The sequence below is a fragment of the Streptomyces sp. NPDC001153 genome (assembly GCF_053598315.1).
This window is the reverse complement of record NZ_JBSFJZ010000085.1, coordinates 1-18591: the sequence shown is the minus strand read 5'-3', so window position 1 is coordinate 18591 and position 18591 is coordinate 1. Positions and strand designations below refer to the sequence as shown.

Annotated in this window: 20 protein-coding genes and 2 pseudogenes; 7 read left to right on the top strand and 15 right to left on the bottom strand. The window is 72.5% G+C overall.

The annotated features are described in order from the left end of the window. Nucleotides 1-117: 117 nt before the first annotated feature. Nucleotides 118-501 carry a thioredoxin gene (gene trxA, locus ACWDEN_RS46225; protein ID WP_351609713.1) on the bottom strand — a complete coding sequence of 128 codons (384 nt, stop codon included), beginning with the start codon at nucleotides 499-501 and terminating at the stop codon, nucleotides 118-120. Between the two features lie 140 nt (nucleotides 502-641). Here trxA and ACWDEN_RS46220 point away from each other — a divergent pair, with 140 nt between their 5' ends. Continuing rightward, entirely contained in the window at nucleotides 642-2081 is a 1440-nt protein-coding gene (locus tag ACWDEN_RS46220; protein ID WP_450864030.1) for a dihydrolipoyl dehydrogenase family protein, read from the top strand. Between the two features lie 17 nt (nucleotides 2082-2098). Here the strand turns inward: ACWDEN_RS46220 and ACWDEN_RS46215 are convergent, their stop codons facing one another. The 10 genes and pseudogenes from ACWDEN_RS46215 to ACWDEN_RS46170 all read right to left on the bottom strand — a co-directional run bounded on the left by ACWDEN_RS46215 (nucleotide 2099) and on the right by ACWDEN_RS46170 (nucleotide 8097). Continuing rightward, nucleotides 2099-2743: a peptide deformylase gene (locus ACWDEN_RS46215; RefSeq protein WP_351609707.1), complete on the bottom strand. Its 645-nt coding sequence runs from the start codon at nucleotides 2741-2743 to the stop codon at nucleotides 2099-2101. Between the two features lie 637 nt (nucleotides 2744-3380). Then, complete coding sequence (locus ACWDEN_RS46210) at nucleotides 3381-3659, bottom strand: hypothetical protein (RefSeq protein ID WP_351609704.1); 279 nt, start codon at nucleotides 3657-3659, stop codon at nucleotides 3381-3383. Nucleotides 3660-3741: 82 nt separating this feature from the next. Then, the gene (locus tag ACWDEN_RS46205) at nucleotides 3742-4089 is read right to left on the bottom strand and encodes a tetratricopeptide repeat protein (RefSeq protein ID WP_351609835.1); all 348 of its coding nucleotides are present in this window, start codon (nucleotides 4087-4089) and stop codon (nucleotides 3742-3744) included. 62 nt (nucleotides 4090-4151) lie between these two features. Beyond that, nucleotides 4152-4460 (bottom strand): hypothetical protein, encoded by a 309-nt coding sequence (locus ACWDEN_RS46200; protein WP_450864027.1) that lies wholly within the window; start codon nucleotides 4458-4460, stop codon nucleotides 4152-4154. After that, nucleotides 4457-4708 (bottom strand): annotated as a pseudogene (locus tag ACWDEN_RS46195) (MarR family transcriptional regulator); the annotation flags it as partial. The pseudogene ACWDEN_RS46195 and the gene ACWDEN_RS46200, both read right to left, overlap by 4 nt. Before the next feature lie 60 nt (nucleotides 4709-4768). Next, nucleotides 4769-5584: an alpha/beta fold hydrolase gene (locus ACWDEN_RS46190; RefSeq protein ID WP_351609700.1), complete on the bottom strand. Its 816-nt coding sequence runs from the start codon at nucleotides 5582-5584 to the stop codon at nucleotides 4769-4771. A gap of 120 nt (nucleotides 5585-5704) precedes the next feature. Then, nucleotides 5705-5866: a hypothetical protein gene (locus ACWDEN_RS46185; RefSeq protein WP_351609699.1), complete on the bottom strand. Its 162-nt coding sequence runs from the start codon at nucleotides 5864-5866 to the stop codon at nucleotides 5705-5707. Then, complete coding sequence (locus ACWDEN_RS46180; RefSeq protein ID WP_351609697.1) at nucleotides 5860-6114, bottom strand: hypothetical protein; 255 nt, start codon at nucleotides 6112-6114, stop codon at nucleotides 5860-5862. The genes ACWDEN_RS46185 and ACWDEN_RS46180 overlap by 7 nt, the downstream gene beginning before the upstream one ends. A 174-nt stretch (nucleotides 6115-6288) precedes the next feature. After that, nucleotides 6289-6984: a class I SAM-dependent methyltransferase gene (locus tag ACWDEN_RS46175; RefSeq protein ID WP_351609694.1), complete on the bottom strand. Its 696-nt coding sequence runs from the start codon at nucleotides 6982-6984 to the stop codon at nucleotides 6289-6291. 69 nt (nucleotides 6985-7053) lie between these two features. Next, the gene (locus ACWDEN_RS46170) at nucleotides 7054-8097 is read right to left on the bottom strand and encodes a YncE family protein (protein ID WP_351609691.1); all 1044 of its coding nucleotides are present in this window, start codon (nucleotides 8095-8097) and stop codon (nucleotides 7054-7056) included. A gap of 237 nt (nucleotides 8098-8334) precedes the next feature. Between ACWDEN_RS46170 and ACWDEN_RS46165 the strand changes: the two genes are divergently transcribed. Beyond that, nucleotides 8335-9555, top strand: a complete 1221-nt coding sequence (locus ACWDEN_RS46165) for an MFS transporter (protein ID WP_450864024.1) — start codon at nucleotides 8335-8337, stop codon at nucleotides 9553-9555. Nucleotides 9556-9641: 86 nt separating this feature from the next. Here ACWDEN_RS46165 and ACWDEN_RS46160 read toward each other — a convergent pair whose 3' ends face one another. Then, nucleotides 9642-10133, bottom strand: a complete 492-nt coding sequence (locus tag ACWDEN_RS46160) for an inorganic diphosphatase (RefSeq protein ID WP_351609833.1) — start codon at nucleotides 10131-10133, stop codon at nucleotides 9642-9644. Between the two features lie 272 nt (nucleotides 10134-10405). Between ACWDEN_RS46160 and ACWDEN_RS46155 the strand changes: the two genes are divergently transcribed. Further along, on the top strand, nucleotides 10406-10885 hold the full coding sequence (locus ACWDEN_RS46155; RefSeq protein WP_351609686.1) for an inorganic diphosphatase: 480 nt from the start codon (nucleotides 10406-10408) through the stop codon (nucleotides 10883-10885). 168 nt (nucleotides 10886-11053) lie between these two features. Next, entirely contained in the window at nucleotides 11054-11881 is an 828-nt protein-coding gene (locus ACWDEN_RS46150; RefSeq protein ID WP_351609683.1) for a ZIP family metal transporter, read from the top strand. A 22-nt stretch (nucleotides 11882-11903) separates the two neighbouring features. On the opposite strand, the gene ACWDEN_RS46145 is transcribed toward ACWDEN_RS46150, so the two are convergent. Continuing rightward, a complete protein-coding gene (locus ACWDEN_RS46145; protein WP_450864021.1) occupies nucleotides 11904-13661 on the bottom strand; it encodes an ABC transporter ATP-binding protein in 1758 nt (585 codons plus the stop codon). A gap of 262 nt (nucleotides 13662-13923) precedes the next feature. Beyond that, the gene (locus ACWDEN_RS46140) at nucleotides 13924-14280 is read right to left on the bottom strand and encodes an ArsR/SmtB family transcription factor (protein ID WP_351609681.1); all 357 of its coding nucleotides are present in this window, start codon (nucleotides 14278-14280) and stop codon (nucleotides 13924-13926) included. Nucleotides 14281-14480: 200 nt separating this feature from the next. Here ACWDEN_RS46140 and ACWDEN_RS46135 point away from each other — a divergent pair, with 200 nt between their 5' ends. After that, nucleotides 14481-15461, top strand: a complete 981-nt coding sequence (locus ACWDEN_RS46135; protein ID WP_450864032.1) for a cation diffusion facilitator family transporter — start codon at nucleotides 14481-14483, stop codon at nucleotides 15459-15461. A gap of 198 nt (nucleotides 15462-15659) precedes the next feature. On the opposite strand, the gene ACWDEN_RS46130 is transcribed toward ACWDEN_RS46135, so the two are convergent. Next, nucleotides 15660-16514: an EamA family transporter gene (locus ACWDEN_RS46130; RefSeq protein ID WP_351609675.1), complete on the bottom strand. Its 855-nt coding sequence runs from the start codon at nucleotides 16512-16514 to the stop codon at nucleotides 15660-15662. Between the two features lie 128 nt (nucleotides 16515-16642). Between ACWDEN_RS46130 and ACWDEN_RS46125 the strand changes: the two genes are divergently transcribed. Together ACWDEN_RS46125 and ACWDEN_RS46120 are read left to right on the top strand one after the other, a co-directional pair. Continuing rightward, nucleotides 16643-17470 carry a MurR/RpiR family transcriptional regulator gene (locus ACWDEN_RS46125; RefSeq protein ID WP_351609673.1) on the top strand — a complete coding sequence of 276 codons (828 nt, stop codon included), beginning with the start codon at nucleotides 16643-16645 and terminating at the stop codon, nucleotides 17468-17470. Between the two features lie 386 nt (nucleotides 17471-17856). Further along, nucleotides 17857-18591: pseudogene (locus ACWDEN_RS46120) on the top strand (hypothetical protein); the annotation flags it as partial.

The following is an 18591-nucleotide window of genomic DNA, read 5'->3' as shown; positions in this document are numbered from 1 at the left end:
CTACCTCGCCGGCCTCCACCTCCGTGCCTCGATGATCTGGATCAACGACCTCCTGAAGGCAACTACCTGATCACAACATCACACAGGCCCTAGGGGCAGCCGCACCCGTGCCAGGGGCTACTGGGCGGTGCCGCCCTGGGCCTCCTGGGCGGCGATGCTCTTGCGGACCTCGTCCATGTCCAGCTTCCGGGCCTGCCCGATGAGGTCCGTCAGCGCGGCCTCGGGCAGGGCGCCCGGCTGGGCGAAGACGGCGACCTTGTCCCGCACGATCATCAGCGTCGGGATCGACTGGATGCCGAAGGCCGCGGCCAGCTCCGGCTGGGCCTCGGTGTCCACCTTGCCGAAGACCAGGTCCGGGTTGTCCACGGCGGCCTTCTCGTACACGGGTGCGAACTGACGGCACGGCCCGCACCAGGCAGCCCAGAAGTCGATCAGAACGAAGTCGTTGTCGGTGACCGTCTGGTCGAAGTTGTCCTTGGTCAGCTCCACGGTGCTGCTCATGGCGTGGGTCCCTCTTCCTGGTGTGGGGTGTGCCGACGGCGGAAACACGGCCGTCGGACCGCCTATTCCACACGTGCACGTCTGTGTTCGGCGCACGTACCCATGTGGCCGTCGCGCACACCACCCAGCAGACTGACCCCATGACGGAAACGACGGAATCGGAATCCATCGCGTACGACGTCGTGGTGCTCGGGGCCGGGCCCGTGGGGGAGAACGTCGCCGACCGCACCCGCGCGGCCGGCCTCACCACCGCGGTCGTGGAGAGCGAGCTGGTCGGCGGAGAGTGCTCGTACTGGGCGTGCATGCCCAGCAAGGCACTGCTCCGGCCGGTCATCGCCCAGGCGGACGCCCGCCGGCTGCCCGGCCTCGCCCAGTCGGTCCAAGGGCCGCTCGACACCCCGGCCGTCCTCGCCCGCCGGGACGCGTACGCCTCACACTGGAAGGACGACGGCCAGGTCGGCTGGCTCGACGGCATCGGCGCCGACCTGTACCGCGGCCACGGGCGGCTCGCCGGCCCCCGCACGGTCACCGTGACGGCGCCCGACGGCACGGTCACCACCCTCACCGCCCGGCACGCGGTCGCCGTCGCCACCGGCACCCGCGCCCAGCTGCCCGACCTGCCCGGCCTCACCGAGGTGAAGCCCTGGACCAGCCGCGAGGCGACCAGCGCCAAGGCCGCCCCGGACCGGCTGATCGTCGTCGGCGGCGGTGTCGTCGCCACCGAGATGGCCACCGCCTGGCAGGCCCTCGGCTCCCGGGTCACCCTGCTGGTGCGCGGCAAGGGGCTGCTCAACCGCATGGAGCCGTTCGCCGGGGAACTGGTCGCCGAGGCGCTCACCGAGGCGCGCGCCGACGTCCGCACCGGCACCTCCGTGGAGTCCGTCACCCGCGAGAACGGCACGGTCGTGGTCGTCACCGCCGCGGGCGACCGGATCGAGGCCGACGAGATCCTCTTCGCCACCGGCCGGATCCCGCACACCGACGACATCGGCCTCGACACCGTCGGCCTGGAACCCGGCTCCTGGCTGGACGTCGACGACACCCTCCGCGTCACCGGTACCGACTGGCTCTACGCGGTCGGCGACGTCAACCACCGCGCCCTCCTCACCCACCAGGGCAAGTACCAGGCCCGTGTCGCCGGCGCCGCCATCGCCGCCCGCGCGGCCGGTGACACCGTGCAGGACGAGTCCTGGGGCGCGCACACGGCCACCGCCGACCACCACGCCGTACCCCAGGTGGTGTTCACCGACCCCGAGGCCGCCGCGGTCGGCCTCTCCCTCGCCGAGGCCGAACAGGCCGGCCACCGCGTCCGCGCCGTCGACGTCGAGTTCTCCGCCGTCGCGGGCGCGGGCCTGTACGGCGACGGCTACAAGGGCCGCGCCCGCATGGTGGTCGACCTGGAGGAGGAGATCCTGCGCGGCGTCACCTTCGTCGGCCCCGGCGTCGGCGAGCTCATCCACTCGGCGACCGTCGCCGTCGCCGGCCGGGTCCCGGTCGGCCGCCTCTGGCACGCCGTCCCGTCGTACCCCACGCTGAGCGAGGTGTGGCTCCGGCTGCTGGAGGCCTACCGGGACAAATGACCAATGGTTGAAGGACGTTACGGCAGCTCGAAGCCGAGTGCCTCGGCCGCCGCCTCGGGTGTCGGCCGGTTCCACAGCGCGGCGACCGCCTCGTTCGTGGACAGCGAGCGCGGTTCGGCGCGGTCCAGGTAGAGGGTGCCGTCCAGGTGGTCCGTCTCGTGCTGGACGATCCGGGCGGGCCACCCGGTGAACACCTCGTGCAGCGCGCGCCCGTGCTCGTCCTCGGTGCGCAGCCGCACCTCGGCGTGCCGGGCCACCACCGCCTGCCAGCCCGGCACGCTCAGACAGCCCTCGAAGAACGCGGCACGAGCGGTGCCGACCGGCTCGTACACCGGGTTGACCAGGACACGGAAGGGCTGCGGCACCCGGCCCCGGGCCACCGCGACCTCCTCGGGCACCGGCGCCGGGTCCTCCATGACCGCGATCCTCAGCGGCACGCCGACCTGCGGTGCGGCGAGGCCCACGCCGGGCGCGGCGTGCATGGTGACGCGCAGGGCCTGGACGAAACGGGCCAGCAGGGCGGGGCCGAGCTGACCGTCGTACGGCTCGGTGCCGCGCCGCAGCACCGGCTGCCCGGCGGCGACGATGGGCAAGGGGCCGCCGGCGGCGAGGAGTTCCTCGACCCGCTCGGCGAGCGGCGCGTGATCACGGAGAGGGGCCATCGCGCCAGCATGCCATGCCAACGGGCCGCCGACGGGTGCACCTGGTCAGGGCGCCGTGAAGGAGCGTGGCCCGGCGCGCCGGTCACCGCGGCCCGGGTGGGGCAGCGGCGGCGACCTCGCCCGACCCGGCCGCCGGCCAAGGACGTCATCTCCCGCCGGTCTGCCTCGGTTCGCGGACACGGAGGAGGGCCCTAGGGAAGACTGACGGCCCATGGCGGTCTTCGTCTTGCTGCCGCTGGAGCCGCCGCTGTCCGCCCGGCACCCCCCGCCGGACGACTGGTCCGGCCCCCGGGCACGGGGTGCCGTACCGCACGACGAACTTGCGCGACCACGGCCCCGCTCCGACCCGGAGGACACGGATGGCGTTCTCGGTACGGCCCCTGACGCCGGACACCTGGCCCGACTTCGCCCGGCTCGTGGCCGAGCACGACGGGGTCTGGGGCGGCTGCTGGTGCATGGCGTTCCACGAGGAGGGCGTCGGCCGCACCAGGACGCCCGAGCAGAACCGGGCGGAGAAGGAGGCGCGGGTCCGCGAGGGCAGGGCACACGCGGCCCTGGTGTACGACGGCCCCGACTGCGTCGGCTGGTGCCAGTTCGGCCCGCCCGCCGAACTGCCCAGGATCAAACACCGCCGCGCCTACGAGGCGGCCGCCCCGGCCCCGCCCGACTGGCGGATCACCTGCTTCTTCGTGCATCGCGCCCGGCGCCGCACGGGTGTGGCCCCGGCCGCGCTCGACGGCGCCCTGCGCGGGATCACCCGGCCGGGCGGCGGCACGGTGGAGAGCTTCCCGCAGGACACCGAGGGTGCCCGGGTGTCCGCGTCCTTCCTGCACAACGGCACGGTGGCGCTGTTCGAGAGCCGGGGCTTCAGCCGCGTCCGGCGGCTGGGCAAGAGCCACTGGGTGGTCACCCGCACGGTGCGCGTCCGCCTGAGACATGCCGAGGGCCCGGCCCCCTGCCGGGAACCGGGCCCCCGCCCCGCCGCTCACCGCTGCGGCTCACTCCTGCGGGAAGTCGCCCGCGAGCGCCGAGGCGATCCGCAGATGCGGCTCCGCCTCCTCGTGCCGGGCCTGCCGCTGGAGCGTACGGCCCAGCATCAGCCGGGCGTAGTGCTCCACCGGGTCACGCTCGACGATGATCCGCAACTCCGCTTCGGCGCGGCTCAGTTGGGCCGAGTGGTAGTAGGCGCGGGCCAGCAACAGCCGGGGTCCGGTCTGCTCCGGCACCTCCTCGACCAGCCCGGTCAGCACCCGCGCCGCGCCCGCGTAGTCCCTGGCGTCGAAGAACTGCCGCGCGCGCTCCCAGCGCTCGTCCGGTGTGCCGTGGTCGTAGTACGTGGTCTCCACTTGCGTCTCCACTCGTGACCTCCTTGGACGGCCACAACGGAACGCGTTTGTTCAATATTCCACTAACCCTGTCGGGCCTCCAGCGCGGCCGGCTCCGCGTCGGCGCGTTCGGTGATCAGGGTCAGCACCCGGCCGGTCACGGCGCGGTCCTCCTCGGAGATGCCGGCGTAGATCCGCGCCGTCAGCGGTGCCGTCTCGGCCGAGGACTCGGCGTACACCCTCCGGCCCGCGTCGGTGATGCCGATGCGGGACCCCTCCGCCGCGCCGAGCAGCCCGGCGGCGATCGGCTCGCCGGCCGTCCCGTGAGCGTCCGCCGCGGGGACCTTCAGTGCGCCGGCGACGCCGTCGACCAGGGGCGCGGTGGTGGTCATGGCTGCTCCGTCTCGAGATCGGTGGTGCCGAACGGATCAAGCGGTGCGTCGAGCAGGACCGTCCACTCCCGGGTGAACTCCCGTGCGCGCGGACTGCCGGGACCGCCGAGCGGTGCCAGCAGCTGCCGCAACAGCCCTTGGACGACATCGATCGCCTTCCGGGTGACCTCACGGCCCTGCTCTGTGAGTTCGAGCCGTACGGCGCGCGGGTCGGCGGCATCCCGGGTGCGCTCGACCAGGCCGGTGCTACAGGGACGCGACCAGCGCGTACATGGCTACTGTCTTCCGGGGCATGCCCGGTGCGCACGTCACCCCTCGGTGGCCACCTGTGTGGTGAGGAAGTCCAGCAGGGCCGAGTTGAAGCGCTCGGGCTGTTCGGCGCCGGGCAGATGCCCTGCCTTCTCGATGACGACGACGGTCGCGTGGGGGACGAGGCGGTGGATCGCCTCGGCGTCCGCGACCGGCGTGTAGACGTCGTCCGCGCCGACGACGATCAGAACCGGTTCCCGTACGGCGGCCAACGTGTCCCCGTAGTCCGGTCGTTCAGCCCGCCCCCGCAGTGCCGCCGCCGCGCCGTGGGGGTCGGTGGCGCGCATCATGCCCAGGACGCGCTCCGCGACATCGGGCATCGCGGCGACGTTGTACGGCGCGAGCATCTTGTCGATCACCTCACCCGCGTAGCCGTCCATCCCCTCGGCGAGGAGCCGGTCGGCCAGCCGGTTGCGGAACGCCCTCCCCTCGTCGGTCTCGGCGGGGGAGGAGGTGTCGGACAGGACGAGGGCGTGCACCCGCTGCGGGTGGCGGCGCCGGAACTCCATGGTGATCTGGCCGCCCATGGACACGCCGCCGACCACCGCGCGCTCGATCTCCAAGTGGTCGAGGAGCGCGGCGAGGTCGTCGGCGAAGTCGGAGAGGAAGACCTTGCCACGGGTGACGCTGCTGCGGCCGTACCCGCGCAGATCGGGGGTGATGACCCGGTATCCCGCTTCGGTCAGCGCCCTGGCCTGGGGTGCCCACAGCGTGCGGTCGAAGGGGTGCCCGTGGATCAGCAGGACCGGCAGCCCGGCCGAGGGCCCGAGGTCGTCGTAGTGGAGGGTGGCACCGCGCAGGGCCACGGCGTTCATGTCGGACACACTGACTCCAGGATCGGCGGGTCGGCAGACGTGTCGGTGACGGTCGGGGCCCGCCGTGCCCCGCCTCCCCGGCAGCCCGTCGCAGCGTAAACCCTGCCCCTGGGGGCAAGGTCAACTCTCCCGGCCCGAGCGCCGTAGGTCCCGGCCGGCGCCGATGGCTGCGGCGGCCAGCAGGCCCAGTGCCATGCTCTCGGCCAGGGAGCCGGGGTGCGCAGTGGCCCGGACGAGGGCGAGGAGGTTCTGGCCCGTGGCGAGGGGCGGCCCGGTCACCATGTGCGGCAGGGCGGTGGACAGCCGAGCGTGAGCCAGTAGGGGGTGACCGCGGCGGGTCCGATACCGAGCAGGAGCGGCGCGAGCCAGAGACGGGTGGTGGGGTGGTGGACGTCGGCGATGAGGGTGGTGGAGGGTTCGGCCGAGCGCGGGAGCAGTCCGGTGGCCGCGGTGAGCGCGAAGAGTGCGACGGTCAGGACGCGGCGGGTCTGGCCGGTGAAGGTCGGCAACGCGGTCGCGGGGTCCCCCACCGGGACGCCCCGTAGCCCGTGTTCGGGACGGGATCGCCGCATTCCGTCCCGGCCCTGGCCGCCCTCACACCCGGCGCCGGCCTGACCACGTCCGTGGGGGCGGCCGCTCTCCCGCTCGCCCGCGTCGGCCCTACGCCGACGAGCGATCACGATGGGGCGGTTTTGCCACGACCGTCAGGGGCGACGGAGCCTGACGGCCAGGAAGTGCGGCTGTTGGTGGGTCTTCTCGTAGCGACGCGGATCGGCCGACCGGGCCGCATCCCGCGCTCGCGGCTCCTCCAGCGCCTCCAGCAGGAACCCGGCCCCCAAGAGCTCACCGAGGAACCGCTCCAGCGTCATCCTCCAGTAGCTGAGGGAGAATCCGTTGCCGAAGGGCAGCTCGACGCGTTCGTGAGCGAAGTAGGAGCCGCCGAAGTAGCCCCAGTCGCCGGTGGGATGCGTCGTGGACACGAGCAGGGTGCCACCCGGCCGCAGGACGCGCCGGATTTCGGCGAGCAGTTGTCCGCGCGCGTCGATGTGGTGATAGACGAGAGCCATGGCGACCAGGTCGAACGACTCGTCCGCCAGAAAGGCCAGCGGCTCCTCCAGATCGTGATGGTGCAGGACGGCATCCGCCCCGAGCCGCTCCCGCGCGGCGTGCAGGAGGCTCTCGCTCCCGTCGACCCCGACGACCCGGGCGGCTCCCCGTTCCAGGAACTCCGCGGCGTAGTGGCCGGCCCCACAGCCGAGATCCAGGACCCGAAGTCCGGTCACCTCACCGGCGAGCCGCAGCATGGCCGGTCGATCCGTATGCGCGTGGTACGCGCTGTCCGTGGCCTGCGAGGCGAACTGTTCGCCCATCGCACCGTGATAAGCGGTCTCGGCACTCATCGGAGCATTCTCGCAGCCGACCGTGCTGCGTCGGCAAGAGGCCGGCACCGCACCCGAGGAGTCGGCACCTCAGGGAGACGCCGGCCGGTAGACGAGGAGGGCCGGATGCCCGTCGGAGCCGTGGGCGACGGGGTAGTAGCTGCGGTGGGTGGTGGGATCGACGGCGACGACGTGGGCGCCGTCGGCCAGGTGGGAGCGGCCGGTGACGGTCAGGTGCCGGCCGCGGTTGTCCGCGGTGGTGACCCAGCCGGACTCGGCGGCGACGTAGAGGTGGCGGGCGGAGGGGTCGTAGGCGAGGACGTCGGGGTCCTGGCCGACCTGGTCGGACCCGGTGACGTGAAAGGTGGTCAGGTCGACGGTGAGGAGGCGGGCGTTGCCGTCGCAGGCGACGAAGGCCAGCCGGTCGGCGGGGGCGAGGATGAGCCCGTGGTCGTGGTCGCAGCCGGGCAGCGGGACGCGGCGGGTGATGTGGAGGGTGGCCGGGTCGATGACGGCGAGCTGGTCGCGGGTCTGGACGTCGACGAGCATCCGGCGGGTGGCGGGGTCGTAGGCGACGTTGCCGGCCTCGCCGCCGAGGGGAACGGTGCCGCGGGCCGCTCCGGTGGCGGCGTCGACGACGGTCTCCGAGCCGCCCGACTCGTTGGTCGCCCAGACGGTGCCGTGCACGGGGTCGTAGGCCATTCCGTCGGGGTAGTCGCCGGTGGGGCCGCGGTGCACAACGGTGCCCGTGGTCTCGTCGATGGCGGCCACCTGGTCGGCGTCCGTGGCGGTGGCGTACACCCGGTGGCGGGAGGGGACGACCAGTATGCCGTGGACGCCGGGCAGCCCGTCGATGGTCCGTACGACGCGGTCCGCACGGACGTCCACCTCGATGACCTGACTCGCGCCCAGGTGAGCGATGAACAGGAGCCCGCGGCCGGGGTCGAGGGCGGCGTAGTCGAATCGGGAGCTGTCGCCCGGCAGGTGGATCCGGGCCACCGGATGGAGGGGAAGCGCCACTTCGGGTGGTCGGCTGCCACCGGTGAGCAGCACACCGGACACGGCGGCGGCGAAGGCGGCGACCAGGCCGGCGACGAGGCCCGGCACGGCTCGCGGGCCGAGGCGACGGATCATGTGCGGCTCCCCCGGGTGGGCGGAGAGGAGGCCGGGCTGCCCCCACCGCCCGTGGACGGCGGGCTGTGGCGAGGGTACCGGGCCCCGATGTGTGGGCGGCGCGCCGGCCCGTGCGGCGGTTCTTCGGTACCGGAGTCCTGGGCGCGTTGAGTACGTTTGCGAGGTACGCGGCGCCGGCGTGGTGGCCGGCCCGGGGGCCGCGTTCGTCGGGGTGTCGGCTGCGGAGGCGCTGTGGGGATGAATCATCCGGTGTCCGAAGGGCGGGAGGCGGACCGGCCGTCGGTGCGGATGGGGCCGTGGCGGTTCGTGGTCTGGTTCGGCACGGTCAGTCTGCTCGCCGATTTCGTGTACGAGGGCGCCCGTTCGATCACGGGCCCGCTGCTCGCCTCGCTGGGCGCGTCCGCCCTTGTCGTGGGCGTGGTCACCGGCGCCGGTGAGGCGGCGGCGCTGGGACTGCGGCTGGTCTCCGGCCCGCTGGCCGACCGCACGCACCGCTTCTGGGGCCTGGCGATCGCCGGGTACGCCCTGACGGTCGTCTCCGTCCCGCTGCTGGGCGTCGCCGGGGTGCTGTGGGCCGCGTGCGCGCTGGTGATCGCCGAGCGGGTCGGCAAGGCGGTGCGCTCACCGGCGAAGGACACCCTGCTGTCGCATGCCACCGCCGCCACCGGGCGGGGCCGCGGCTTCGCCGTCCATGAGGCGATGGACCAGATCGGCGCCCTCGTCGGCCCGCTGCTGGTGGCGGGCGTGCTCGCGCTGACCGGGAACGCCTACGGGCCCGCGCTCGGTGTGCTCGCCGTGCCCGGCATCGCCGTACTGCTGCTGCTGTTCTGGCTGCGGGCTCGGGTGCCGGACCCGGAAGCCTACGAACGCGAGGTCACGGCCGCAGCACCCACGACGCCCGACGGCCAGGACGTGCGCCTGCCGAGGGCGTTCTGGACCTACGCAGCGTTCACCGCGGCCACCACGAGCGGGTTCGCGACCTTCGGCGTGCTCTCCTACCACCTGGTCCAGCGCCATCTGCTGTCCACCGCGTGGGTGCCGGTGCTGTACGCGGCGGCCATGGCCGTGGACGCGGTCGCCGCGCTGGCCACCGGATGGCTGTACGACCGGTACGGCCCACGCGTGCTGATCGCCCTGCCCGTCCTCACGGCGGGCGTGGTGGCGCTGGCGTTCACCGACACGGTCGCCGTCGCGGTGGCCGGGTCGCTGGTCTGGGGCGCGGCCATGGGCATCCAGGAGTCCACCCTGCGCGCCACGGTCGCGGACCTGGTGCCCAGCGGGCGGCGCGCCACCGCCTACGGCCTGTTCGCCGGTGTGGTCGGCGCGGCGAGTCTGGCCGGGGGCGCGCTGACCGGCGGGCTGTACGGCTACTCGATTCCCGTGCTGATCACGGTGGTTGTCGCCATCCAGGCCCTGGCGGTGGTGTTGCTGCTGGTCACCAGGGGCAGCCAGCGCTGACACAAGGGCGTTGGCCCTCGCCGGCGGTCGAGGCCGGCTCCGGCGAGGCACTGCCGTGACGCACCCTGTCGCATGGCCGGGACGGCTCACGGCCGTTCGCCCGGGACTGCGCGCCGCCGGGAGGCTTCGATCTCCTCGTACGCCGCGTCCCGGCCCTCCCAGTGAGAGCCTTCGACGGACTTGCCGGGCTCCAGGTCCTTGTAGACCTCGAAGAAGTGGGTGATCTCCAGCCGGTCGAACTCGGCGATGTCACCGATGTCCCGCAGGTTCGCGTAGCGCGGGTCGTGCGCGGGGACGCACAGCACCTTTTCGTCGGGGCCCTGTTCGTCCTTCATGCAGAACATGCCGATGGCCCGGCACTCGATGGTGCAGCCGGGGAAGGTGGGTTCGCCGGTCAGGACGAGCGCGTCCAGCGGGTCGCCGTCGCGGCCGAGGGTGCCGTCGATGTAGCCGTAGTCCGCCGGGTACTTGGTGGAGGTGAACAGCAGACGGTCCAGACGGATGCGGTGCAGCGCGTGGTCCATCTCGTACTTGTTGCGGGATCCCTGGGGGATCTCCACGGTCACCATGAACTCCACGTCGTCCTCCATGTCGTAGGTCCTCCGCGGGGCGGCCGCAACCACTGGCGAGATCAGTGGGTGTGCCCTTCCAGTGTGCTCCTCGATCCATTCCGGGCATCCACCGGTGATGCGGAAGCGGACAAGGTCATCGTGGGCCCCGCCTGGTTGCCGCGGCGGCCGCCCGGCAGGAGACTGCTCGTATCCGGCGATGGGCCTGCCGCCAACCGCCCAGCCGCGGTGCCGATGGCGTCCACCCGCTGACCACGCTCACGTCTGAGGAGGTCAGGGCCATGCCCCGGATCACCGTCGACATCGACGCCACCGCTTCCTCCACCATCCGAACGTCCGACGACGGAGCCTCCGGCCGCCTCACCTCGACGGGCTGGCCGGTCGGACACGGAAGAATCCCCGACACCCTGGACGCCGACGGGTTGCCGCTGGACGCCCTGGTGCTGATGCCCGAACCCGCCCTGGCCGGCAGCACCGTGCCCGCCTGGCCGCTGGGCGTCCTGCACCGGACCGGGGCACCGGCCGCGCCCGCCGCGCCCACGCTGCTGTGCGTGGCCGAGGACCCTTCCTTCATCGACCTCGTCGACATCGACGACCTGCCCCGCTGGCACGCCGAAGCCGACGCCTGGGCCGCCGTTCTGGCACGCCTGCAGCGCCGGCCCGTCGGCGAGGTCGTCGCCTGCGGCTCCCGCACCGAGGCCGAGCACCTGATCAGCGACGCCCATCACGCCTACGAGCGGCTCACGGGATGCCTGGAATGACGGCTCGTGGGACCCCTCGGAAACACGGACCGGCAACGGGTCCGTCAAGATTCACCCAAGCGCCGCACAGGAAACCATAGGTAAGGCTCACCTAACCTATGCTGTGGTCGTCCCCAGGCAGCCCGCCCCCACCAGGCCGCCCCCAGAGCACGACCCGGAGTTCTCCCCATGTCCAGCGCCAACATCGCCCTGCTCGGCGCCATCGCGGGCCTCACCATCTACCTCGGCCTCCCGCTCGGCCGGCTGCGCACACCGACGCCCCGCCTGAGGGCCGGGCTGAACGCCGTAGCCATCGGCATCCTCGTCTTCCTGGTCTGGGACGTCCTCACCCACGCCTGGGAACCGGTCGACGAAGCGCTGAGTGACCATCGCTGGGCGACGGTCGCCTCCGGCGGCCTCGTCCTCGCCGCCGGACTCACCGCCGGACTCGCCGGACTGGTGTACTACGACGCCTGGATCGCCCGCCGCCGAGCCGCCGCCCAGCGTCCCGCCGGTCCCGGCGCCGCCGCGGCGACGGAGCTGGCGCCGAAGACCCGCAGCCAGGCGGCCTCCCTCGCCCTGATGATCGCGACCGGCATCGGCCTGCACAACTTCGCCGAGGGCCTGGCCATCGGCAACTCCGCCGCCAAGGGCGAACTCTCCCTCGCCGTGCTGCTCATCATCGGCTTCGGCCTGCACAACGCCACCGAGGGCTTCGGCATCGTCGCCCCGCTCGCCGCCGAGGGCGAACGCCCCACCTGGGCCACCCTCTTCTGGCTCGGCCTGATCGGCGGCGGACCCACCTTCCTCGGCACCCTCGTCGGCCAGCACCTCGTCAACGACACTCTCTCCATCGCGTTCCTGGGGCTGGCCGCCGGCTCCATCCTCTACGTCGTCATCGAACTGCTCGCCGTGGCCCGCAAGGCCAATCTGAAGACGCTCACCACCTGGTGCGTCCTCCTCGGTCTGCTCCTCGGCTTCGCCACGGACGCCGTGGTGACCGCCGCCGGAGCCTGAGCATTCCCACGCCCCCCGGCCTTCAGCCGGAGGCCAGGAACTGGGTGGCGGCGAGCTCGGCGTAGAGGGGGTCGCGGGTCACGAGTTCGCGGTGGGTGCCCACGGCACGGACCCGGCCCGCGTCCATGACCACGATCCGGTCGGCCGTGGTGACGGTGGACAGCCGGTGTGCGACCACCAGCACCGTCGTGGCGCGGGCGACCTCGGTGACCGTGTCGCGCAGCGCGGCCTCGTTGACCGCGTCCAGCTGGCTGGTGGCCTCGTCCAGGAGCAGCAGGCGGGGGCGCCGCAACAAGGCACGGGCGATGGCGACACGCTGGCGTTCGCCGCCCGACAGCTTGGTGCCACGGTGTCCCACCAGCGTGTCCAGGCCCTTGGGGAGGCGGGCGACGAGGCCGTCGAGGCGGGTGGTCTTCAGCACGCGGGTCAGCTCCGCCTCGTCCGCGCCCGGGTTGCCGAGCAGCAGGTTGTCGCGCAGGGAACCGGACAGCACCGGGGCGTCCTGCTCCACATAGCCGATGGCCGACCGCAGTTCGGGCAGAGGCCAGTCGGCGAGGTCGCGGCCATCGACGGTGATACGGCCCGACGTGGGGTCGTAGAACCGCTCGATGAGCGAGAACAGCGTGGTCTTGCCCGCGCCGGACGGGCCGACGAAGGCCGTCATGCCGAGCGCGGGCACCGCGAAGCTCACGCCGTGGTGGACGTAGGGCAGATCGTCCGCGTAGCGGAAGCGGACGTCGTCGAAGACGACCGCGGCGGGCCGGGCACCGGGTTCGGGAAGCGGTGCGGGCTCGGCCGCCGGTTCGGCGGGCAGGCGCAGCGCCTCCTGGATCCGGGCCAGTGCGGCCGCTCCCGCCTGGTACTGCGTGACGGCGCCGACGACCTCCTGGATCGGCGACATCAGATAGAAGACGTACAGCAGGAAGGCGATCAGCGTGCCGACGTCGATGGCGCCGGTCGCCACCCGGGCGCCGCCCACCGCGAGCACGGTGATGAAGGCGATCTGCAGGGCCAGCCCCGCCGTGTTGCCCGCCGCGGCCGACCACTTGGCCGCCCGCACGCTCTCCCGCCAGGACCGCTCCGCCGCGTCGTGGACGGCCCGCTCCTCGCGGTGCTCGGCACCGGACGCCTTGACGGTGCGCAGCGCGCCGAGGACGCGTTCCAGCGAGGCGCCCATCGCGCCGACCGCGTCCTGCGCCTGCCGGCTGGCGCGGTTGATACGGGGCACGATCACCCCGATCACCGTGGCCGCCCCGCCCAGCACGCCGACGGTCACGCCGAGCAGCACGGGGTCGACGACACCCATCATCACCAGCGTGGCGACCAGAGTGAGCCCGCCGGTGCCGAGGCCCACCAGCGACTCGGTGGTGACCTCGCGCAGCAGCGTGGTGTCGGAGGTGACGCGGGCCATCAGGTCGCCCGGCTCGCTGCCGTCCACCGCGCTGACGCGCAGCCGCAGCAGATACGACGACAGGGTGCGCCGCGCGCCGAGCACCACCGACTCGGCGGTGCGCCGCAGTACGTAGGAACCCAGCGCGCCGATCGCCGCGTTGGCCACCACCAGCGCCGACATACCGAGCAGCGCCGCGCTGACGGAGCGGTGGTGCGCGAGGCCACCGATGAGGGAGCGGGTCACCAGGGGAAGGGCGAGCCCGGTGCCCCCGGTGATCAGCGACAGCAGGGCGCCGAGCAGCAGCATCCCGCGGTGCGGCCGCACGTACTCGAACAGCAGCCGCCGGGTGGACTCGGCGGCCGGGGCGGCGTCCGCTGCCGCGCTCACGAGGCGCGGCCCGGTGCGCCGGGTATGCGGGGGCGGCAGCCCAGGGCGTCCGTGCGCCCGCACCCGCCATCGGCCCGACCGGCGACGCTCACGGTGGTGGCCTGGTCGTCCGCCACGGAACCCGCCTCCCCCCAGCAGTCTGTTCGCCTGCCCGAAGGATACGGGGGCCTGCCTTCCCTCCACACCTGACATTCCGCGCGTCGCCCCCTGCGGCACGCCGCCTCCGCCGAGGGCCTCTTGGCCCGCCCCTCGTTGCGGGACGTCAGTCGTGGGGCGGCAGGTGGCCGATCTGGTGGTCGGCGATGTTCAGTGCCTCGTCGACCAGACGGCGCAGATGCCCGTGGCGCAGGGCGTACACGACCCGGCGCCCCTCCTTCCGGGTCGTCACGAGCCCGGCCAGGCGCAGCCGGGCCAGATGCTGGCTGACCGACGTCCGAGTGGCATCGGTCGCCCCGGTCAGCGTCGTGACGTCCGCCTCGCCCTCGCCGAGCCGCCGCAGCAGAGCCAGACGGGTGCGGTCGGCCAGCAGGCCGAGGACCTCCACGGCGACGGCGAGGCGCTCGCCCTCATCCGCTTGTTGCGAGGGGTGCGCACCTGACAGATGCATGCGTGCGTTCATGTGCACATAATGGTGGAGCAGCAGCACCGGCGTCCACCTTCGACGAGCCGGCCGTCCACGAAAGGTGCACCGTGAACGAGCAGACCCACACCCACGAGCCGCCCGGGCACCAGCACGCTCACGCCGACGGCCACCACCACGGCGGCCACGGCCATGATCACGGCCATGAACACCCGCACGGCGTCGGGCGGTGGTCGAAGGTGCGGCACCAGCTCGCTCACCTGGTCACTCCGCACAGCCATGAGGCCATGGACAAGGTCGACTCCGCGATGGAGACCTCCCGCGAGGGGATGCGCACGCTGTGGCTGTCGCTCACCGTCCTCGGGGCGACGACCGTGGTCCAGGCGGTGATCGTGGCGGTGTCCGGGTCGGTCGCGCTGCTGGGCGACACCATCCACAACGCGGCCGACGCGCTCACCGCCGTACCGCTCGGCATCGCGTTCGTCATCGGGCGGCGGGCGGCCGATCGCCGCTACACCTACGGATACGGTCGCGCCGAGGACCTGGCCGGCATCGCCATCGTGCTGACCATAGCCGCCTCCTCCGCGCTGGCCGCCTACGAGGCCGTCGACCGCCTGCTGCACCCCCGCGACGTCAGCCACCTGTGGGCCGTTGCCCTCGCCGCGCTGGCCGGCTTCATCGGCAACGAGTGGGTGGCCCGCTACCGCATCCGCACCGGCCGCAGGATCGGTTCCGCCGCGCTGGTCGCCGACGGTCTGCACGCCCGCACCGACGGCTTCACCTCCCTCGCCGTCCTCCTCGGCGCCGGCGGCGCCGCCCTCGGCCTGCGCTGGGCCGACCCGGCCGTCGGGCTGCTGATCACCGCCGCGATCCTCATGGTGCTCAAGGACGCCGCCCGCGAGGTCTACCGGCGCCTGATGGACTCCGTCGACCCCGCCCTGGTCGACCGCGCCGAGCGGGCCCTGCACACCGTCGAGGGCGTCGAGCATGTCGGCTCGGTACGGATGCGCTGGATCGGCCACTCCCTGCGAGCCGAGACGGACATCGTCGTCGACCCGCGGCTGAGTGTCGCCCGGGCGCACGCCATCGCTGTCGAAGCCGAACACGCCTTGATGCATGCGGTACCCCGGCTGACCGCGGCCACCGTGCACACGGACCCGCACCCGACTCCCGGCAGCGGCGACCCCCACGCGGTTCTCAGCCACCACGCCACCCGCTGACACCCCCGGCACCCGTGCGATCACCGGCGGGTGCCGCAGCCGTCAGCACGGGAAGCCGGCCCCGAGGTGAAAGAGGACTCGCGCAGGGTCGAGCACCAGCTCAGACAGCCCCGGCACAAGCCCGTCACCGATAGCTCGGCATGGGCGTGTTGGACGCGTTCTCCGAGGTCGGTGCGGGCGGCCAGTCGGCTCGGACGTTCAGGTGTGCGCGAGCTGGAGCACGGCGATGCCGGCCACCACGGTGACGCTCGCGGCCAGCCGTCGGCCGCCCAGTCGCTCGCGGAAGAGCACGGTACCGAGCAGCGCGGCGATGACAATGCTTGTCTCGCGGAGTGCGGCGACGGACGCCAGGTCGCCGTGGTCCTGCGCCCATACCACCAGTGCGTACGCGGTCAGTGAGAGCACCCCACCAGTCAGTCCGCGCATCGGGGCGGCGCGCAGCCGGGCTGACAGGCGGCGCCCGCCCAGCACGAAGGCACCGGCGCAGAAGAGCATGCCCTGCAGCAGGAAACTCCAGGCTATGTAGCCGAAGACGCTGTCTGAGCGCCGTACGCCCGTGCCGTCGACGATTGTGTATGAGGCGATCATGACGCCGGTGCCGAGGGCAGCCGTCAGTGCCGGCAACTGGGCACGGTCCGGCAAGCCGTCCGCCAGGGCCAGGGCGACCAGCCCGGCGGAAATGATCAGGACTCCGGTGAGTTCGGGGGCTGACAGCTCCTGGCCGAGAACGCTCACCGAGAGGACGGCGACCAGCAGGGGTGCGACGCCGCGCGCCACCGGGTACATCTGACCGAAGTCACCGAGCCTGTAGGCCTGGAGCAGCAGCGTCTGATAGGCGACCTGGAGCACGGCTGACGCCGCGATGAACGGCCACGCGGCAGAGCCAGGGAGCGGGGTGAAACAGACCCAGATCGCGCTGACGCCGACGAAGACGAGGTTGATCAGCGTGAAGCCGGCGAGCTTGTTCGGAATCGCGTGCGCCAGTGCGTTCCACACGGCGTGCAGCACCGCTGCGGTCAGCACCACTACGGGTACGGCAGTGCCGGCTTGCATGAACACATTCATGAGCGTCGACCGTTCCAGAAGCTGAAGCGTCAGGGAATTGAATTCCGCAGTATGCTACAGGAATGGAAGATGATTCCCCGATCGGAAGTGCTTCTGCCGGCGCACGGGCTGTTGACGTGCGGAATCTCGCCGCCCACGTACGCGCCCGGCTGCCGCAACTGCGCGACGCGGAGGCAAGGGTCGCTCAGGTCCTGCTCGATCAGGGACCTGAACTGGTGCGGCTGAGCGTGAGCGACGTCGCCGCGATGGCGCACACAGCGCCCTCCTCCGTGGTCCGCGCCTGTCAGCGGCTGGGCTTCCGCGGCTATCAGGAGGTGAAGATCACGGCAGCCCGGGAGGCGCCCCGGCCCACCACGCCGGAAGGCGCCGATCCCACCTCCCGCGCGTTGGCCGACACCGTGCAAGCGGCACGCGAGGCCCTGGACGGGCTGTCCGCGACAGTCTCTCCCGACGACCTGCGCACTGCTGCCGAGGCGTTGCACGGCGCGAGCCGGATCCTGGTCGTCGGTGCCGGCCTGTCCACCGCGGTGGCCACCGACGCGGCCTACCGCCTCAGGGCCCTGGGATGCGCCGTCGACGCCCCCACCGACCCACTCACCGCCGAGGTGGCCGCCTCGCTGCTCCCCTCGGACGCCGTCTGCCTGGCCGTCAGCCACACCGGCGCCACCCGAACCACCGTGGACGCCGCCCGACGCGCCCACACGCGCGGAGCCACCGTCATCTCGCTCACCAGCTACGCCCGTTCGCCGCTGACCGAGACCAGCCAGTGCACGCTACTTGCCGGCGGCCAGGACCTCACTCTCGGCCTCGAAGCCGTGGCAGGGCGCCTCGCTCATCTCGTCGTGGTCGACGCACTGGCCCTCACCCTGCTGGCGCTGCGCGGTTCGGACGCCCAACAGGCCCTGGCCCGCTCCGCAGAGGTCACCGCTGCTCACGCGTACTGACCTTGCGAATCCGCCGCGCTCATGCGCCGGTGAGAGCTGCTTGTGCACGGCCGGGTGGCGCGGGACATGACGGCGGGCTCTCGGCATCCCTGAACAGGGACTTCGTTACAGCATGAGCAACCCTTGACCGACGTCATCCCCGTGGCCGCATGTCGGTTTCACCGGGATCGATCAGGCCGTCGGCCACATGGGGAGTTCATCGGCGGGCTGCCGACGTGACCAGGGCGGAGTCCGTCGGGGCCCCCGCGAACCTCCTTGATCCATGCCGTAACTTGACTCCACTCGGGGCCATCCGGCCCCCTCGGAAAGGCGACGACTTCGTGGACTCGTCCTCCTCGAACAGACCCCGCCCCGGACGTGCCGTCACAGCAACGACAGCGCTCGGCTTGCTGATAGCAGCGGCGGGGATCGTCCAGCCGACCGCGGCGTTGGCCGCGACGCAGGACAATCCGCCGGCGGTTCCCACCGACTTGAGCACCTCCCCGGCCACCTCCTGCCAGGCCGACGCCCTCGTGGGCGACGGTGACGTCACCCTGTACGCGAAGGTCTCGGACCCCGACGGCGGCACCCTGGGCGCCGATTTCCGCCTGTCGCCGCACGGCAGCGAATCCGGCGACGCGATCGCCGAATCCGACCCGGCGAAGCTGACCACGCAATCCGGCGACACGGCCGTCTACGTCATCCCCAAGGCCACCCTGGAGTCGGCGGCAGGCAGTTCCATCACCGAGTTCGACTGGAAAGTCCGGGCCACCGACTTCCACCGCACCGGCGCCTGGTCGGCCATCTGCCACTTCTCCTTCGACCCGACGCGCCCCGGCACGCCCGTCATCGCCCAACCGGCGGCGTCCACCGTCGGACAGCCGCTGAACATCGCCGTCACCGCGCCCAGTGGTGGGACCGTACCGAGCAGCTACCGATATCAGCTCAACACAGGTGCCCCAGCCACCGTGACGGCTGATGCCTCCGGCAACGCCACCATCACGGTCACCCCGACCAGCCGCACCAACACCCTGTCGATCACCAGCCTGTCCGCGGGAGGCAACTTCGGCGGGACGGCGACCATTGCCTTCAACTCCGCCGCGCCGACGACCCATCAGGCCGACGGCGACCTGACCGGCGAC

Excerpts from the sequence above, each read along its gene's own strand:
- trxA (WP_351609713.1), bottom strand. The coding sequence starts at position 501 with ATGAGCAGCACCGTGGAGCTGACCAAGGACAACTTCGACCAGACGGTC.
- ACWDEN_RS46220 (WP_450864030.1), top strand. The coding sequence starts at position 642 with ATGACGGAAACGACGGAATCGGAATCCATCGCGTACGACGTCGTGGTG.
- ACWDEN_RS46215 (WP_351609707.1), bottom strand. The coding sequence starts at position 2,743 with ATGGCCCCTCTCCGTGATCACGCGCCGCTCGCCGAGCGGGTCGAGGAA.
- ACWDEN_RS46200 (WP_450864027.1), bottom strand. The coding sequence starts at position 4,460 with ATGACCACCACCGCGCCCCTGGTCGACGGCGTCGCCGGCGCACTGAAG.
- ACWDEN_RS46190 (WP_351609700.1), bottom strand. The coding sequence starts at position 5,584 with ATGAACGCCGTGGCCCTGCGCGGTGCCACCCTCCACTACGACGACCTC.
- ACWDEN_RS46185 (WP_351609699.1), bottom strand. The coding sequence starts at position 5,866 with ATGGTGACCGGGCCGCCCCTCGCCACGGGCCAGAACCTCCTCGCCCTC.
- ACWDEN_RS46175 (WP_351609694.1), bottom strand. The coding sequence starts at position 6,984 with ATGAGTGCCGAGACCGCTTATCACGGTGCGATGGGCGAACAGTTCGCC.
- ACWDEN_RS46170 (WP_351609691.1), bottom strand. The coding sequence starts at position 8,097 with ATGATCCGTCGCCTCGGCCCGCGAGCCGTGCCGGGCCTCGTCGCCGGC.
- ACWDEN_RS46165 (WP_450864024.1), top strand. The coding sequence starts at position 8,335 with ATGAATCATCCGGTGTCCGAAGGGCGGGAGGCGGACCGGCCGTCGGTG.
- ACWDEN_RS46155 (WP_351609686.1), top strand. The coding sequence starts at position 10,406 with ATGCCCCGGATCACCGTCGACATCGACGCCACCGCTTCCTCCACCATC.
- ACWDEN_RS46150 (WP_351609683.1), top strand. The coding sequence starts at position 11,054 with ATGTCCAGCGCCAACATCGCCCTGCTCGGCGCCATCGCGGGCCTCACC.
- ACWDEN_RS46140 (WP_351609681.1), bottom strand. The coding sequence starts at position 14,280 with ATGAACGCACGCATGCATCTGTCAGGTGCGCACCCCTCGCAACAAGCG.
- ACWDEN_RS46130 (WP_351609675.1), bottom strand. The coding sequence starts at position 16,514 with ATGCAAGCCGGCACTGCCGTACCCGTAGTGGTGCTGACCGCAGCGGTG.